Annotated in this window: 17 protein-coding genes; 6 read left to right on the top strand and 11 right to left on the bottom strand. The window is 69.7% G+C overall.

The window, feature by feature from the left end; genetic code table 11:
• Window positions 1–4: 4 nt before the first annotated feature.
• Window positions 5–1,042 carry an NAD(P)H-dependent flavin oxidoreductase gene (locus F4560_RS39935; protein ID WP_184928217.1) on the bottom strand — a complete coding sequence of 346 codons (1,038 nt, stop codon included), beginning with the start codon at window positions 1,040–1,042 and terminating at the stop codon, window positions 5–7.
• A 212-nt stretch (window positions 1,043–1,254) separates the two neighbouring features.
• Complete coding sequence (locus tag F4560_RS39930; RefSeq protein ID WP_184929672.1) at window positions 1,255–2,730, bottom strand: chitinase; 1,476 nt, start codon at window positions 2,728–2,730, stop codon at window positions 1,255–1,257.
• A 107-nt stretch (window positions 2,731–2,837) separates the two neighbouring features.
• Here F4560_RS39930 and F4560_RS39925 point away from each other — a divergent pair, with 107 nt between their 5' ends.
• Together F4560_RS39925 and F4560_RS39920 are read left to right on the top strand one after the other, a co-directional pair.
• The gene (locus F4560_RS39925; RefSeq protein ID WP_184928216.1) at window positions 2,838–3,263 is read left to right on the top strand and encodes an HD domain-containing protein; all 426 of its coding nucleotides are present in this window, start codon (window positions 2,838–2,840) and stop codon (window positions 3,261–3,263) included.
• 172 nt (window positions 3,264–3,435) lie between these two features.
• Window positions 3,436–3,657 (top strand): hypothetical protein, encoded by a 222-nt coding sequence (locus F4560_RS39920; protein WP_184928215.1) that lies wholly within the window; start codon window positions 3,436–3,438, stop codon window positions 3,655–3,657.
• A 105-nt stretch (window positions 3,658–3,762) separates the two neighbouring features.
• Here F4560_RS39920 and F4560_RS39915 read toward each other — a convergent pair whose 3' ends face one another.
• Together F4560_RS39915 and lepA are read right to left on the bottom strand one after the other, a co-directional pair.
• The gene (locus F4560_RS39915; protein ID WP_184928214.1) at window positions 3,763–4,230 is read right to left on the bottom strand and encodes a Uma2 family endonuclease; all 468 of its coding nucleotides are present in this window, start codon (window positions 4,228–4,230) and stop codon (window positions 3,763–3,765) included.
• Window positions 4,231–4,350: 120 nt separating this feature from the next.
• On the bottom strand, window positions 4,351–6,195 hold the full coding sequence (gene lepA, locus F4560_RS39910) for a translation elongation factor 4 (RefSeq protein WP_184928213.1): 1,845 nt from the start codon (window positions 6,193–6,195) through the stop codon (window positions 4,351–4,353).
• 140 nt (window positions 6,196–6,335) lie between these two features.
• Here lepA and F4560_RS45225 point away from each other — a divergent pair, with 140 nt between their 5' ends.
• Window positions 6,336–6,770: a type II toxin-antitoxin system PemK/MazF family toxin gene (locus F4560_RS45225; protein ID WP_184928212.1), complete on the top strand. Its 435-nt coding sequence runs from the start codon at window positions 6,336–6,338 to the stop codon at window positions 6,768–6,770.
• A gap of 3 nt (window positions 6,771–6,773) precedes the next feature.
• Here F4560_RS45225 and F4560_RS39900 read toward each other — a convergent pair whose 3' ends face one another.
• Genes F4560_RS39900 through F4560_RS39890 form a run of 3 tightly spaced genes read right to left on the bottom strand, consistent with a single transcriptional unit; the run spans window position 6,774 to window position 10,202 of the window.
• Window positions 6,774–7,616 (bottom strand): transglutaminase family protein, encoded by an 843-nt coding sequence (locus tag F4560_RS39900; protein ID WP_184928211.1) that lies wholly within the window; start codon window positions 7,614–7,616, stop codon window positions 6,774–6,776.
• Between the two features lies 1 nt (window position 7,617).
• Window positions 7,618–8,562: an alpha-E domain-containing protein gene (locus F4560_RS39895; protein WP_184928210.1), complete on the bottom strand. Its 945-nt coding sequence runs from the start codon at window positions 8,560–8,562 to the stop codon at window positions 7,618–7,620.
• Window positions 8,562–10,202 (bottom strand): circularly permuted type 2 ATP-grasp protein, encoded by a 1,641-nt coding sequence (locus F4560_RS39890; protein WP_184928209.1) that lies wholly within the window; start codon window positions 10,200–10,202, stop codon window positions 8,562–8,564. The genes F4560_RS39895 and F4560_RS39890 overlap by 1 nt, the downstream gene beginning before the upstream one ends.
• Window positions 10,203–10,358: 156 nt before the next feature.
• On the opposite strand from F4560_RS39890, the gene F4560_RS39885 reads away from it, so the two are divergent.
• Window positions 10,359–10,955, top strand: coding sequence for a class I SAM-dependent methyltransferase (locus F4560_RS39885; RefSeq protein WP_184928208.1), 597 nt, complete (start codon window positions 10,359–10,361; stop codon window positions 10,953–10,955).
• On the opposite strand, the gene F4560_RS39880 is transcribed toward F4560_RS39885, so the two are convergent.
• Genes F4560_RS39880 through F4560_RS39870 form a run of 3 tightly spaced genes read right to left on the bottom strand, consistent with a single transcriptional unit; the run spans window position 10,932 to window position 12,943 of the window.
• Window positions 10,932–11,300 (bottom strand): VOC family protein, encoded by a 369-nt coding sequence (locus tag F4560_RS39880; RefSeq protein ID WP_184928207.1) that lies wholly within the window; start codon window positions 11,298–11,300, stop codon window positions 10,932–10,934. The genes F4560_RS39885 and F4560_RS39880 overlap by 24 nt on opposite strands.
• A gap of 58 nt (window positions 11,301–11,358) precedes the next feature.
• Window positions 11,359–11,829: a GNAT family N-acetyltransferase gene (locus F4560_RS39875; RefSeq protein ID WP_184928206.1), complete on the bottom strand. Its 471-nt coding sequence runs from the start codon at window positions 11,827–11,829 to the stop codon at window positions 11,359–11,361.
• A 4-nt stretch (window positions 11,830–11,833) separates the two neighbouring features.
• On the bottom strand, window positions 11,834–12,943 hold the full coding sequence (locus F4560_RS39870) for a winged helix DNA-binding domain-containing protein (protein ID WP_184928205.1): 1,110 nt from the start codon (window positions 12,941–12,943) through the stop codon (window positions 11,834–11,836).
• Between the two features lie 121 nt (window positions 12,944–13,064).
• Here F4560_RS39870 and F4560_RS39865 point away from each other — a divergent pair, with 121 nt between their 5' ends.
• Together F4560_RS39865 and F4560_RS39860 are read left to right on the top strand one after the other, a co-directional pair.
• Entirely contained in the window at window positions 13,065–13,985 is a 921-nt protein-coding gene (locus F4560_RS39865; protein WP_184928204.1) for an SPFH domain-containing protein, read from the top strand.
• A gap of 1 nt (window position 13,986) precedes the next feature.
• Entirely contained in the window at window positions 13,987–14,184 is a 198-nt protein-coding gene (locus F4560_RS39860) for a type II toxin-antitoxin system antitoxin (RefSeq protein WP_184928203.1), read from the top strand.
• Window positions 14,185–14,246: 62 nt separating this feature from the next.
• Here the strand turns inward: F4560_RS39860 and mscL are convergent, their stop codons facing one another.
• Complete coding sequence (gene mscL, locus F4560_RS39855; protein WP_184928202.1) at window positions 14,247–14,684, bottom strand: large conductance mechanosensitive channel protein MscL; 438 nt, start codon at window positions 14,682–14,684, stop codon at window positions 14,247–14,249.
• Between the last annotated feature and the right edge of the window lie 23 nt (window positions 14,685–14,707).

Here is a 14,707-nt window from a genome sequence, read left to right as displayed (position 1 = left end):
GGCGCTACCCCGGTTGAATGCGCGTGCTGGCGACGGAAAAGGCCTCGCGGGCCTCGGTGACCAGCCGTGCCACGATCTCGGCCGCCGGGGCCGGTCGGACCAGCGGGTAGGTCTGCCCGGCCCACATCGACATCAGCTCCGGGTCGCCGGTCGCGCGCACCGGTTTGGTCAGGTGGTGCACCTCCGGGTACGCGGCGGGCGCCTTGCCCTGGTTCTCGACCAGGAACCGGTTCACCAGGCCGCGCGCCGGACGTCCGCTGAACGCCCTGGTCAACGCGGTCCGGCGGGTGCCCTCGGCGAGGGCCTGGCGGTGCGCGGCGGACGTGCCGGCCTCCGGTGCGGCCAGGAACGCGGTGCCGAGCTGGGCGGCGATCGCGCCCGCGGTGACGACGGCGGCGACGTCCGCGCCGTGCACCAGACCTCCGGTGGCGATCAGCGGCAGGTCGACCCTGGCGCGGACCAGGCGGAGGGCGGCCAGCACGCCGAACAGTTCTCCGCCGCCGGGCGAGATGCCGTCGTCGGCGAACGTGCCGCGGTGGCCGCCCGCATCGCTGCCTTGGACGCACAGCGCGTCGGCGCCGATCTGGGCTGCCTGCGCGGCTTCCTGCGGGGTGGTGACGGTGACGACGACCGTGGCGCCGGCGGCGTGCAGGCGGTGCACGTCCTCCGTGTTGGGCAGGCCGAAGGTGAAGGAGACGATCGGGACGCGCAGCGCCATGACCAGTTCCAGCTTGGCCGCGTACGCGTCGTCGTCCCACGTCGGTTCGCCCGGCTCCGTCGGTGACAGAGCCCTGACGCGTTCGCGGTAGCCGGAGATGTCGGCGGTGGAACGGGGGCCGGGGACGAACAGGTTGACGCCGAACGGCCGGTCGGTGAGCGCGGTCGTGGCGGTGATCTGCTCGGCGACCGCCTCGACCGAGAGGTAGCCGGCGGCCAGGAACCCGAGGCCACCCGCGCCCCCGACCGCGGCCACCAGTTCGGGTGTGGACGCCCCACCGGCCATCGGCGCGGCGATGACGGGCACTTCGAGTCGGTCCAACATGGCGCCGACCCTAACCCGCCCCGCCGCCGAAGTCCCGAAATGGCAGGTCCACGACGTCCGAGCGCAAAACGCCCGTGTTCCGAGCGTTGAATTCGGGGGTCCTGAACGTAGGACACGGTGGTCCTGAACGTAGGACTCACGCGTCGTGAACGTAGGACTCACGCGTTCCGGACGTAGGACTCACGCGGGGAGTCCTACGTCCGGAGGCGGGACTACGGGAGCGTGTCCAGGTGCGGTGCCACCGTGTTGGCGAACTGCCAGTTGTTCGAGGCGTCCCAGTTGATCGACCACGTCATCGCGCCGCGGATGCCGGGCCACGTCTGCGCGGGCTTGAACGAACCGCAGTTCGTGCCCTTGGCCAGGCAGTTCAGCGCCGCGTTGACGTTGGCCGGCGACTGGTAGCCGCCACCCGCGCCGGACGGCGAGGCGGGCAGGCCGAGACCGACCTGGTCCGGGCGCAGGCCGTTCTGGAGCTGGATGCAGGCCAGCGCCACCAGGAAGTCCACCGTGCCCTGGGAGTACACCTTCTGGTCGCAGCCGAGCATCGAGCCGGAGTTGTAGTACTGCATGTTGACGACCGTGAGGATGTCCTTCACGGCCAACGCCAGCTTGAAGTACTCCGCGCCGGTGGACTGCATGTCGATGGTCTGCGGCGCCATCGCGATGACCTTGCCGCCGCCCGCGTGGATGCTCCGCAGCGCCTGCGCCATGTACGTCGAGTTGACGCCGTTCTCCAGGTCGATGTCGACGCCGTCGAACCCGTAGTTCGTGATCAGGGTCCGGACGCTGTTGGCGAAGTTCGTCGCGGCGGTCGAGTTGCCGACGCTGATCGTGCCCTTCTCACCGCCGACCGAGATGATCACCTTCTGGCCGCGGCCCTGGAGGGTGCGCACGTCCGCCTTGAACTGGGCGTCGGTGTAGCCGCCGAGCTTGCTCGACAACGTCGGGTCCAGGTTGAACGCGACCGCGCCGGGCGTGGTGGTGGCATCGGCGAACGCGACGGCCACGATGTCGTAGGTGGTCGGCACGTCGGCGAGCTTGAGCACCCGCGAGCCGTTGTCGAAGTTGTGCCAGTAGCCGGTGAGGGCGTGCTTGGGCAGCGACGGGTCCGGGTTGCCGGTCGTTGTCGTCGTAGTGGTGGTCGACGTCGTGGTCGTTGTGGTGGATGTCGTGGTGGTTGTGCTCGTCGGCGGGGTGCCCGGACCGTCGAGGCTCACGTCGTCCGCGTAGAACGTCGGCTGGCCGTACCAGCCGTGCACGTAGATCGTGACGCTGCTCGTCGCGCCGGTGGTGAAGTCGATCGACAGCTGGCTGAAGCCGGTCGAGCCCGGCGTCCAGGCGCTCTTGTCGCCGCTGCCGGTGCCGGTCACGCCCAGGTACACGTAGCTGCCCTGGACCCAGCCGGTCAGCTTGTACGCGGTGTTGGCCTGCACGGAGATCGTCTGCGAACAGCGCGCGTTGTCGTGACCGGCGGGAGTGCCCGCCAGTGCGTGTGTGCCGCTGCGCTTGGTCGTGGTCGTCACGGTCGCCGCCGCGCCGCACGTCCAGCCGCTGGTGCTGCCCTCGAAACCGGGGTTGGCGACCAGGTTGGCGGCCGACGCGCTGCCCGCGACCACCAGGGTCAGGCCCGCGATCGCCAGCAGTCCCGCCAGCACCGCACCCAGCGCGCGTCTCGTCCTCGAAGCCACGTCCACCTCCACGTTCTCCTCGGCGGCCAAGCCCAGCACGGGTGACGTGGGCCACTGGAAAAATGGACTAGACCACTGGGTCTTGTCAAGGGTGTGACCATGAGCGGATGACGTTCACCGTGGATGACGCGATCCGGATCGCGCGGGCGGCCCACGAGGGGCAGGTCGACAAGTCCGGCAAGCCGTACATCGACCACCCGCTGCGCGTGATGGGTCGGGTGTCGGGCGAGCACGCGCGCATGGCGGCCGTGCTGCACGACGTCGTGGAGGACACCCCCGTCACCGACTCGGATCTGCTGGCCGCCGGGTGCCCGCCGGAGGTGGTGGCGACCGTGCTCGCGTTGAGCCACCGGGACGGTGAGGGCCAGGAGGATTACCTGGCGCGGGTGCGGGCCGACCCGGTCGCGGTGGAGGTGAAGCGGGCGGACATCGCCGACAACACGTCACCGGCACGGCTGGCGCTGCTCGACCCGGCTACCCAGGACCGGCTGCGGGCGAAGTACGCGCGGGCGTTGGAGATCCTCGCGCGGTGAGGTCTGTTTCGCTTCGCCGTTACCCGGCCGACGTCTGCGGCGGGGTGGCGCGCGGGCCTCTAACACGGCCGTGACAGTTGCGGCGGAGATCACGCCTGATTTGGCGGCGCAAGCCTCTGACGTGCGGCATCATAGTAGGTGAACCGATACAGAGAGACCACCGAAAGGCGACATGACCAACCCTCTGAAGACCGTTCGCACGTACCTCGTCACCCGGCGACAGATCCGCAAGCGGGAAGCGGACCTCAACCGCGAGCTGGCCGACTACAACACCCCGAGCGCTCGGATGGACATGGAGGCGATCCTCGCCCGCCACCCGAGCCACGAGGCGCGGGAGATCGAAGCCATCCTCCGCCGCCACGCGCTGAGCGGCATGCTCCGCAACCACAGCTGAGCCGCTGCACCCTTTAGAGGGCCTTCAGGACATGGGTGTCTTGAAGGCCTTCCGTCATTTCCGGCCGTACTGCCCCCACGTGTCGAGCAGTTCGACGGGCACGATTCACACCGGAAACGGCAGCGTCGCGTCGAATGAATCCACGCGTTTGACCTCGGCCACCTGCTCGTACCAACCTTCGGCGTCCAACTCCAACACGGTCAGGCTCGGCACCTCGGGATCGACCATCCAGTAACTGCGCACGCCGATGCGCTCGTAGAACACCTTCTTGAGGGTGCGGTCGTACAGCTCCGTTTCCGGCGACAACACCTCGACCGCCAACAGCGGTGCGACCGGCAGCGCCTCCTCGGTGAAATCCTCGAGGTGGGCCACCAGGAAGTCCGGCTGCACCTCGGACGACTCGGACGGCCTCACCGCGAGCGGACCCGGGAGCGCGAGGAGAGTGTCGGGGCAGGCGGCATCCAAGAGAACGATGAGCCTCATGACCGCCGTCTGATGCCGAAGACCAGGCACCGGGCTGACGTGCAGCATTCCGTCGATCAGTTCGTAGCGACGGCCGTCGTCAAGGATCATCGCGATCTCTCCTGTCAGTTGGTTCGCCAACTGTCACGGAGGGATCCGACCACAAACATGGCTCCGCGCCGACCGGTCACCCGAAGATGTACCGATCGGCGCGAATTTGGCCGGTGGGGCTTACTTCTTGCCCTTGTCCTTGACGGAGTCGTCCGTCGACAAGGCCGCGACGAAGGCTTCCTGGGGGACCTCGACCCGGCCCACCATCTTCATCCGCTTCTTGCCTTCCTTCTGCTTCTCCAACAGCTTGCGCTTACGGGTGATGTCACCGCCGTAGCACTTCGCCAGCACGTCCTTGCGAATGGCGCGAATCGTCTCGCGGGCGATCACGCGGGCGCCGACGGCGGCCTGGATCGGCACCTCGAACTGCTGCCGCGGAATCAGCTCGCGCAGCTTGGACGCCATCCTCGTGCCATAGGCATAGGCGTAGTCCTTGTGCACGATCGCGCTGAAAGCGTCCACCGGCTCGCCCTGCAACAGGATGTCGACCTTCACCAGCTCGGCGTCCTGCTCGCCCGACTCCTCGTAGTCCAACGACGCGTAACCACGCGTGCGCGACTTCAGCGCGTCGAAGAAGTCGAAGATGATCTCACCGAGCGGCATGGTGTAGCGCAGCTCGACGCGGTCCTCGGACAGGTAGTCCATCCCGCCCAGCTGGCCGCGCTTGGTCTGGCACAGCTCCATGATCGCGCCGATGTAGTCGCTGGGCGCGATGATCGTGCACTTGGTGATCGGCTCGTACACCTCGGCGCGCTTGCCGTCCGGCCAGTCGGACGGGTTGGTCACCACGTGCTCGGTGCCGTCGTCCATCACCACCCGGTACACCACGTTCGGCGCGGTGGAGATCAGGTCCAGGCCGAACTCGCGTTCCAGCCGGTCCCGGGTGATCTCCAGGTGCAGCAGGCCGAGGAAGCCGCAGCGGAAGCCGAAGCCCAGGGCGGCGGACGTCTCCGGCTCGAACGTCAGCGCGGCGTCGTTGAGCTGGAGCTTGTCCAGCGCCTCACGCAGGATCGGGTAGTCCGAGCCGTCCACCGGGTACAGCCCGGAGTAGACCATCGGACGCGGCTCGCGGTAGCCGGCCAGCGGCTTCGTCGCGCCGTGCTTCTCCGCCGTGACGGTGTCGCCGACCTTCGACTGGCGGACGTCCTTCACGCCGGTGATGAGGTAGCCCACCTCGCCGACGCCCAGGCCGACGCTCGGCTTCGGCTCGGGCGAGATGATGCCGACTTCCAGCAGCTCGTGGGTCGCGTTGGTGGACATCATCCGGATCCGCTGGCGCGGGGTGATCTTGCCGTCCACCACCCGGATGTAGGTCACCACGCCGCGGTACGTGTCGTAGACCGAGTCGAAGATCATCGCGCGGGGCGGGGCGTCCGCGTCGCCGACGGGGGCCGGGACGCGCTTGACGACCTCGTCCAGCAGCGCGCCGACGCCCAGACCGGTCTTCGCCGAGACGCGCAGCACCTCTTCGGGCTCGCAGCCGACGATGTGGGCGAGCTCCTTGGCGTACTTGTCCGGGTCCGCGGCGGGCAGGTCGATCTTGTTCAGCACCGGGATGATGGTGAGGTCCTTCTCCATCGCCAGGTACAGGTTGGCCAGCGTCTGCGCCTCGATGCCCTGCGCTGCGTCGACCAGCAGCACGGTGCCCTCGCACGCCTCCAGCGCCCGCGAGACCTCGTACGTGAAGTCGACGTGGCCGGGGGTGTCGATCATGTGGAGGACGTGGTTGTTGCCGTTGGCCACCCACGGGAGCCGCACGTTCTGCGCCTTGATGGTGATGCCGCGTTCGCGCTCGATGTCCATGCGGTCGAGGTACTGCGCTCGCATCGCCCGCGCGTCGACGACGCCGGTGAGCTGCAACATGCGATCGGCCAGGGTCGACTTGCCGTGGTCGATGTGGGCGATGATGCAGAAGTTCCGGATGAGCTCCGGAGGCGTGAACGTCTGGTCGGCGAACGTGGTCACTCAGGTTCCTCGCACACGAAGGACGGGGGCCCATGTCAACTAGGCAAAGGGCGGGGGCCCATTTCAACTAGGCACAGCATCTCACGTCGGGCCGTCGTGGCGTTCCACACGGGCGTGACCGAGGCCATAAGCTGCACGCCGTGTACGCGAACGGTGAGGATGCCCGCCCGGTCAGGGGCGCGGTGCGCGAGGTCCACACGGCCGCGGTGGCGGCCACCCTGGAGTACTCCCCCGACCTGGACGGCCTGGCCGATCCGGGCGAGGTGGTGTGGGCCTGGGTCCCCTTCGAGGAGGACCCGGACCGCGGCAAGGACCGGCCGCTGCTGGTCGTCGGCAGGCACCGGCGCGCGCTGCTCGCCCTGATGATGACCAGCAGGACGCCCGACCGGCACGAGGTGGACGACTGCCTCGACCTGGGCTCGGGCCGCTGGGACCGGGACGGCAGGCACTCCTACGTGCGCTTGGACCGGGTGTTCGAGCTGGACGAGGACGACATCCGGCGCGAGGGCTCCGTGCTGGAACCGGAGCGGTTCTCGCTGGTCGTGGACAGGCTGCGACAGCTCGGCTGGCGTTAGGCGTCAGGCCAGCCGCGTCACCTCCACCGTGACGTCCAACGCCGACGACGGGCCGCCCGAGTAGATGCCCTTCAACGGCGCGACGTCGGCGTAGTCACGGCCGTGCGCGACCCAGATGTGCCGCGGCCCGACCGGCACGGCGTTGGTCGGGTCGTAGCCCCACCAGCCGCCGGTCCACGCCTCGATCCACGCGTGGCTCTCGCCGCGCACGGTCTCCCGCACGGCGCCGTTCGGCTTGGTGTGCAGGTACCCGGACACGTACCGCGCCGGGATGCCCATCGCGCGCAGCAGCACCAGCGTGACGTGCGCGAAGTCCTGGCAGACGCCCTCCCGGGCCTGCCACGCGTCGGTGGCCGAGCTGTGCACGCCGGTGGCGCCGGTCCGGTAGGTCAGCTGGTCGTGCGCCCAGTTCGACGCGGCCAGCACCGCGTCCGCCGGGCCGAGCCCCCGCTTGAGCCCGCGCGCCACGGCGGCCAGCTCACGGTCCCTCGGCACGTACCCGGTCCAGTTCAGGAACTCGGTGTACCGGTCGAGCAGCGAGTCCGCGCGCAGGTCGGTCCACGACGCCGTCCGCACCGGCTCCTCCTCCGGACCGGTCTCCACCACCGACGACGCCACGACCTTCAGCTCCACGTGCGGCGCGTGCAGGTCGAACGACGTGACCTCGGTCCCCCAGTAGTCGGTGTACCGGTAGGCGCGCGTCGCTGGCGTCGTCTCCACCCGGCTGACCACCACGTTCTGCCGCCGGTCGGCCCGCGGCGTCATCCGCGCCTCGTTGTAGGACTGGGTCACCGGCAGCTCGTACCGGTACCCGGTGGTGTGCACGATCCGCACCCGCCACGACATGTCAGACCACCTCGGCGTTCGTCCAGGCGACCCAGGGCGCGGTGTGGAAGTACTGCTGCGAGACCGCCTCGCCGACGTCACGCACGGTCGTCTGCAACGCCTTGAGCCGACGTGGCAGGTCGTCCAGCAGGTCGTGCGGGCGGAGGAACTCCAGGTCGCTGCGCGCCCGGCCGAGCAGCCGCAACGCCTCGGCCCGTGCCCCGACGCGCACGTGCGGCTGGTGGTCCAACTGCTCCAGGCACGCCTCGGCCTGCCGCAGGGCGTGGAACACCGAACGCGGGAACAGCCGGTCCAGTAGCAGGAACTGCACCACCCGCGAGGCGTCCATCGCACCTCGGTACGTGCGCAGGTACGTGTCGTGCGCGCCGGCCGACCGCAGCACGGTGACCCAGCCCGGCGACGACGCCTTGTCACCGACGCGGGACAGCAGCAGCCGCACGATCATGTCCACCCGCTCGACGGACCGGCCGAGCACCAGGAACCGCCACCCGTCGTCGCGGCTCATGGTGGAGTCGGCCAGCCCGGCGAACATCGCCGCACGCTCCTCCACGAACGCGAAGAACGCGTGCGGACCCATGGCCCGCGCGTACGTCTGCCGCTCCTCGACCGCGTTGTACATCGCGTTGAGGCATTCCCACATCTCGGTGGAGACCACCTCGCGCGCTCCACGCGTGTTCTCCCGGGCGCTGTTGATGGACGCGACGATGGAACCGGCGTGGTCGGACGAGTACGCGACCAGCTCGGTGAGCGACCACACGTCGAACGAGGCGTCCTGAGGAGCGTCGATGCCGAGCACGGCGAGCAGTTGGCGGCTGGTGGCGTCCGGGTCGACCGTGGCGTCCTCCAGCAGTTGGTGCACCGAGACGTCCAGGATTCGCGCCGTATCGTCCGCGCGTTCGACGTACCGGCCGATCCAGTACAGGGATTCCGCGTTGCGAGCCAGCATCACGCCCCCTCTTGTTGCTGCTGTTGTTGCTGCTGGGACGTGGTCAGCTCCGGCCCTTGCTCGGCGGCGGGCGAATCCACGGCGGACATCGCCAGCCCCGGCTCGGCCAGCTCGCGGTCGACCGTGGACGAGCGGGGCGCGAGCACCCACGTGTCCTTCGAGCCGCCGCCCTGGGACGAGTTCACGATCAGGCTGCCCTCGGGCAGCGCGACCCTGGTCAGGCCACCGGGCAGCACGAAGATCGAGTTGCCGTCGTTCACCGCGAACGGCCGCAGGTCGACGTGCCGGGGCGCGAGCCGGTCACCCACCTTGGTCGGCACGGTGGACAGCTGCACGACGGGCTGCGCGATCCAGCCGCGCGGGTTGGCCTTGATGGTCCGGCGCAGCCCGTTCAGCTCGCGCGTGGACGCCTGCGGGCCGAACACGATGCCGTAGCCGCCGGAGCCCTCCACCGGCTTGACCACCAACTCGTCCAGGTGGTCGAGCACGTGCGCGCACTCCTCGGGCAGCCAGCAGCGGAACGTGTCCACGTTGGGCAGGAGCGGCTTCTCGCCCAGGTAGTACTGCACGATCTCGGGCAGGTAGGTGTAGACGAGCTTGTCGTCGGCCACGCCGTTGCCGACCGCGTTGGCGATCACGACGTTGCCCGCGCGGGCCGCGTTGAGCAGGCCCGCGACGCCGAGCACCGAGTCCGGGCGGAAGTGGACCGGGTCCAGGAAGTCGTCGTCGATGCGCCGGTAGATGACGTCGACCTGCCGTTCGCCCTCGGTGGTGCGCAGGTAGACGAGGTTGTCGCGGCAGAACAGGTCCCGGCCCTCGACCAGCTCCACGCCCATCTGGCGGGCCAGCAGCGAGTGCTCGAAGTAGGCCGAGTTGGCCACGCCCGGCGTGAGCACGACGACGTTCGGATCGGCGGCGTTGGGCGCGGCGGCGTTGCGGAGCGCACGCAGCAGGTGCACGGCGTAGTCGCCGACGGACCGCACCCGGTGCCGGGCGAACAGGTCCGGGAACACCCGCGCCATAGTGCGCCGGTTCTCCATCACGTACGACACGCCGGACGGGCAGCGGAGGTTGTCCTCCAGGACGCGGAACGTGCCCGCCTCGTCACGCACCAGGTCGACGCCCGAGACGTGCAGCCGCACCCCGTTCGGCGGGTTGATCAGCGCCGCTTCCCGGTGGAAGTGCTCGCAGGAGGTGATCAGCCGGCGCGGCAGCACGCCGTCGCGCACGATCTGGGCGTCGCCGTAGATGTCGGCGAGGAACATCTCCAGCGCCCGGACCCGCTGGACGATGCCGCGTTCGAGCTTCGACCACTCCGCCGCGGTGAGCACCCTGGGGATGAGGTCCAGCGGGAACGGCCGTTCCTGGCCGGAGAGCGAGAACGTGATGCCCTGGTCGACGAACGCCCGGTCCAGCGCCTCGGACCGAGCGGTCAGCTCGGCCACCCTGGACGGCGCGATCGAGTCGTACAGCGCCCGGTACGCGGAACGGACCGAGGCGTCCGCGCCGAACATCTCGTCGTAGGCGCCGGCGTGCGGGCGGCCCGGGTCCAGGTAGCCGTCGAACAGCTCGCCGAGGCGCGCGACGGCGCGGGCCGGGGTTCGGCGCAGTCCTGACGTGCGTGCTCGGCTGTGCGTCATGGTCCACATACTGACCTCGCGAATGCCCCAAGCGCACTACCCCGGAGAGCGGAAGTCCAGGACAGAAACACCCCCGAAACATCCGGGGACGCTCCCCGAACCCGTCTCGGGGCGATCCCCGATGCGATCACCCGCCTTCCTGGCGACCCTGGAGTCATGGCGAACAACCTGATGAAGGCGTTGGACGCGGCGTTCGGCCACCCGCGCGGCAAGGTCGGCGAGCTGGGCGGCCGGGTGATGGCCGTGCTGAACGCGAAGGTCGAGGAGCACGTCACGGACCTGGCGGCGCCGACGGCCGAGGAGGTCGTGCTGGTGCTCGGCCCCGGTCCGGGAGTGGGGCTGAAGCTGGCCGGTGAACGCGCGTTGAAGGCGATCGGCGTCGACCCGTCGCAGGTCATGCTGGACGAGGCGCGCGAGCGGTGTGCCGAGCTGATCGTGTCCGGTCGGGTGGAGTTGCGGGAGGGCGCGGCGACGCGGACCGGGCAGCCCGAGGACTCCGTGGACGTGGTGATCTCGGTGAACAACCTCCAGCTGTGGGGCAACCGGCCGGCCGCGTTCCACGAGCTGGTCCGGGTGCTGCGGCCGGGCGGTCGGCTGGTCGTGTCGGTGCACCGGCGGGTGCTGGACACCTCCGAGTACGACCTGATCAAGGAGGCGGAGGCGGCCGGCTTCACGGGCGTGCGCACGTCGTTGCAGCAGTACGGCGGTGTGGTGGGGCCGTCGGTCCAGCTACTCGCGGACGTCCCGGCGTAGCGGGTGGTCGGCCGGGATCCCGACCAGCACGATCCGCCGGCCGTCCGGGTCGGTGATCCACAGCTCGTCCAGGCCCCACGGTTCGCGCCGGGCGGGCCGGACGACGTGCTCGGCGAGCTCTTCGGCGGCTTGCGCGACGTCACGCACCTGCATCCACAGCTGCGTGGCGTCGGTGGGCTCCTCGGTCGTGGTCCCGGAGACCTCCAGGAATCCCTGGCCGAGGAAGAACACCGTGCCGCCGGGGAACTCGCGGTAGACGGCGAGGCCGAGCACGTCCCGGTAGAAGGCCCGGACGCGCTCGGGGTCGCGGGAGCGGACGAGGACTCGGCTGCTCAGGATCTCCACGCCGTCCAGGCGATCACACGTTCAGGTTGAGCGCACGTTCAGGCCGGGCGCACGTCGTTCAGGTTGAGCGCACGTCCTCAAGGTCGAGTGCCATTCGCACGTGCGTCTCCTCGCGGCCGGTCTCACGCCAGCCCCTGGCGGTGTAGAAGCGGATCGCGCGCCGGTTCTCCACGAACACGTCGAGGCGCGCGGTCGTGACGCCGAGGTCGCGCAGGGCGTCCATGGCGGCATCGTGCAGCGAGAGGCCGACGCCGTTGCCCCACCGCGCCGGGTCGACCTGGAGCTGCCACAGCTCGCCGTCCGGCGTGACCAGCGCGAACCCGGCGAACTCGCCGTCCAGCTCGGCGCACAGCCACACCGGGCCGGGCTTGTCGAAGTGGTAGCCCTTGGCCCGCGCCGCCTCCTCCCACTCGACCAGCTCCGCCTCGGGCAGGTGGCCTTCGTAGTAGCTGCGCCGGGCCTTGACGTGCACCTCGACGAGCGGTCCCCGGTCCTCTGCGCGTGGCGGGCGCACGGTGATCGTCCCCATGCGTTCAGGGACGCGGCACGGCCGGTGAGGTTGTCCGGACTTCGTGCTTCGGCACGTCCGGCGCGAGGAACGCCAGCAACCGCCCGCCTTCCCGCTCCACCTCGTCCATTGTGGACAATTTACCGAACGGCCGCAGCTCCAGCGTGGCGACCTCCTTGGTGCGGTGCAGCTTCCAATCACCGGCCGTGGCGCCGTCGACCAGGAAGAACTGCGGCACGGGACCGTGCGGGTCGTAGTTCTGCGCCCGCACGTCAGCGGTGACGACCCGACGCCTGTCGGCGTGCGAGAGCAGGATGTTGTCGAAGTCGTAGAGGAACCGCGCCGGCGCGGGCACGTCCTCTTCCGGCCGGGGCGCGTCGGGCAGGTCGAACAGCTCCTGCCCGTCCTCGTCCCGCAGCCGCAGCAGGGGCAGCCGCTCGACCACCTCGCGCAGCCTGGTCAGGCCGCACCACGTCTGCACGTCCTTCACCGTCGCGGGCCCGAACGCGGCCAGGTAGCGCAGCACCATGTCGTCCACCGAAGGCTCGTCCGCCACCGACTCGCCCAGCCACGCCTCGACGCTCGTGTGCGCGATGGCGCCGCTGCGACCCCACACCCCGCGCGGCGGCACCTGCACCAGCGGCACCAGGCAGCGGATCGCGTAGGCGAGCGCGGTCGGCGTGCGGTCCGGCCACCGCTCGTGCAGCAGGGCGCCCAACTCCTTGTTGGTGCGCGGCTTCTCGGCCAGCAGCGCGCGCCCGGCGGCCACCACGGCGTCCACGTCCAGACCTTGCAGGTCACGGCCGTGGGTGAAGTTGCGGAACACGTCCCGTTCGAGCACGGATTGGACCACCGGACGCAGCTTCAGAGCGTCCTCGGCGGTGACCAGGTGGATCGTGGTGCGCATCACGGCGATCCGCACGAGCTCACGGCTCACGAGCAGGTCGGCGGCCAGGCCCGGGGTGAACCCGGCGACGCGCGACCACAGGCCGGTGTACCAGGTGTGCGGGGTCTGGGCCTGCAAGCCGACGAGGTGCGTGACGACCTCCGGCACGCTCCGGTCCGTGCGGGCCAGCAGAAACTGACGGGCCAGGGTGGCCCGCCCGAGGGCGCGTCGGCTCAGTACCGGGGTCATGCGACCACAGTAAGACCGATTGCGGACAACTTCGGTCCTCGTATCGCCGGCGGTTTGCCGTCGCGGCCCAAAAAGTGATATCACTTTGCTAAGCACGAGATATGACTTCGAGGGGTGGAACATGGACGTCACGGATGTTGCGGTGCAGATGCCGGTCCCGGTGGTCCGGGAGAAGGAAGCACGGGAGGTGTCCGGGTGGGGGGTGCTCGGCGGCGCGGTGGTCGTGCTGCTGGCGGGCGTGGCGGTGCTCGTGCTCGGCTCGATCCCCGGTGACGACGGGCCGAGCATCCCGGCGATCGTGGGCGGCGCGCTGTTGATCGCGGGCAGCTCCCTCGTGGCGGGCGGGCTGTTCACCGTCGCGCCGGGCGAGTCGCGGGTGCTCCAGTTCGCCGGCCGCTACACCGGCACGGTCCGCCAGGACGGCCTGCGCTGGGCGAACCCGTTCACCACGAAGGTGAAGGTGTCGACCCGGATCCGCAACCACGAGACCGCGACCATGAAGGTCAACGACGCGGACGGCAACCCGATCGAGATCGCCGCCGTGGTGGTGTGGCAGGTCGAGGACACCGCGCGGGCCAAGTTCGAGGTGGACGACTTCGTCCGGTTCGTCGCCATCCAGACCGAGACCGCCGTGCGGCACATCGCCACCAGCTACCCGTACGACAACCACGAGGAGACCGGGCTCTCTCTGCGGGAGAACGCGGACGAGATCACCGAGACGCTGTCCGTGGAGATCGCGGCCAGGGTGCAGGCGGCGGGGGTGAAGGTGATCGAATCCCGGCTCACGCACCTGGCCTACGCTCCGGAGATCGCGCAGGCGATGCTGCAACGCCAGCAGGCGGGCGCGGTGGTCGCGGCGCGGTCGCGGATCGTGGAGGGGGCGGTCGGCATGGTGCAGCTGGCGCTGGCCAAGCTCGCCGAGGAGAACGTGGTGGAACTGGACGAGGAGCGCAAGGCGGCGATGGTGTCCAACCTGCTGGTCGTGCTGTGCGGCGACCGATCCACCCAGCCCGTGGTCAACGCCGGGTCGTTGTACACCTGAGGTGGCCGAGCGCAAGAGCGTCCTGCTGCGCCTCGACCCGGCGGTGCACGACGCGCTGACGAGGTGGGCGAACGACGAGCTGCGCAGCACGAACGCGCAGATCGAGTTCCTGCTGCGCCGAGCGCTCGCCGAAGCCGGTCGGCTGCCCTCCGGGGCCGCCGACCAACCCCGGCGCGGTCGGCCGCGCAAGAGCGACTAGGTGGTGTGTCGGAAGTCCCGCGCGAACACGGGCTTTCGCAACACGGGCTTTCGCAACACCGCCTAGCGGGCGGGCGACGCGCCTTCCTCGTCGTCCACCACCGCCGGGTGGACGTCGGCGGTGCACCACTTGCACTTGTCGGCGTCCACCGCGATGAACTCCTTGCAGTGCGGGCACTCGCGTGAGCCCTGCGCGCGGAAGTTCCCGAGCTTGGCCATCTTCATCAGCTTCACCAGCCCGAACAGCACCAGGCCGAGCAGCAGGAAGTTCAGCAACTCGGTCAGGAATGAGCCGTAGCGGATCTCGGCGTTGTTGACCGTGAACACGAAGCCGCCGAAGTCCGGCTGGCCGAAGATCGCCGCGACCAGCTGCATGAGCACGTTGCCCGCGAGGCTCTCGACCAGCGCGGCGAACGCCGTGCCGATGATGAAGCCCAGCGCCAGGTCGAACATGTTGCCGCCCAGGGCGAAGCCCTTGAACTCCAACCACAGGTTCTTCACCTTGGTTGGATCGGCCGGCGGGA

It is taken from the genome of Saccharothrix ecbatanensis, from assembly GCF_014205015.1.
Classification (GTDB): Bacteria; Actinomycetota; Actinomycetes; order Mycobacteriales; family Pseudonocardiaceae; genus Actinosynnema; species Actinosynnema ecbatanense.
This window is presented reverse-complemented; position numbering and strand designations above follow the sequence as displayed.

What these genes read in the sequence shown, in the direction of transcription:
- F4560_RS39925 (WP_184928216.1), top strand. Translation starts at nt 2,838, where the DNA reads ATGACGTTCACCGTGGATGACGCGATCCGGATCGCGCGGGCGGCCCAC.
- F4560_RS39920 (WP_184928215.1), top strand. Translation starts at nt 3,436, where the DNA reads ATGACCAACCCTCTGAAGACCGTTCGCACGTACCTCGTCACCCGGCGA.
- F4560_RS39875 (WP_184928206.1), bottom strand. Translation starts at nt 11,829, where the DNA reads ATGGGGACGATCACCGTGCGCCCGCCACGCGCAGAGGACCGGGGACCG.
- F4560_RS39885 (WP_184928208.1), top strand. Translation starts at nt 10,359, where the DNA reads ATGGCGAACAACCTGATGAAGGCGTTGGACGCGGCGTTCGGCCACCCG.
- F4560_RS39915 (WP_184928214.1), bottom strand. Translation starts at nt 4,230, where the DNA reads ATGATCCTTGACGACGGCCGTCGCTACGAACTGATCGACGGAATGCTG.
- F4560_RS39935 (WP_184928217.1), bottom strand. Translation starts at nt 1,042, where the DNA reads ATGTTGGACCGACTCGAAGTGCCCGTCATCGCCGCGCCGATGGCCGGT.
- F4560_RS39865 (WP_184928204.1), top strand. Translation starts at nt 13,065, where the DNA reads ATGGACGTCACGGATGTTGCGGTGCAGATGCCGGTCCCGGTGGTCCGG.
- F4560_RS39870 (WP_184928205.1), bottom strand. Translation starts at nt 12,943, where the DNA reads ATGACCCCGGTACTGAGCCGACGCGCCCTCGGGCGGGCCACCCTGGCC.
- F4560_RS39900 (WP_184928211.1), bottom strand. Translation starts at nt 7,616, where the DNA reads ATGTCGTGGCGGGTGCGGATCGTGCACACCACCGGGTACCGGTACGAG.
- F4560_RS39895 (WP_184928210.1), bottom strand. Translation starts at nt 8,562, where the DNA reads ATGCTGGCTCGCAACGCGGAATCCCTGTACTGGATCGGCCGGTACGTC.
- F4560_RS39890 (WP_184928209.1), bottom strand. Translation starts at nt 10,202, where the DNA reads ATGACGCACAGCCGAGCACGCACGTCAGGACTGCGCCGAACCCCGGCC.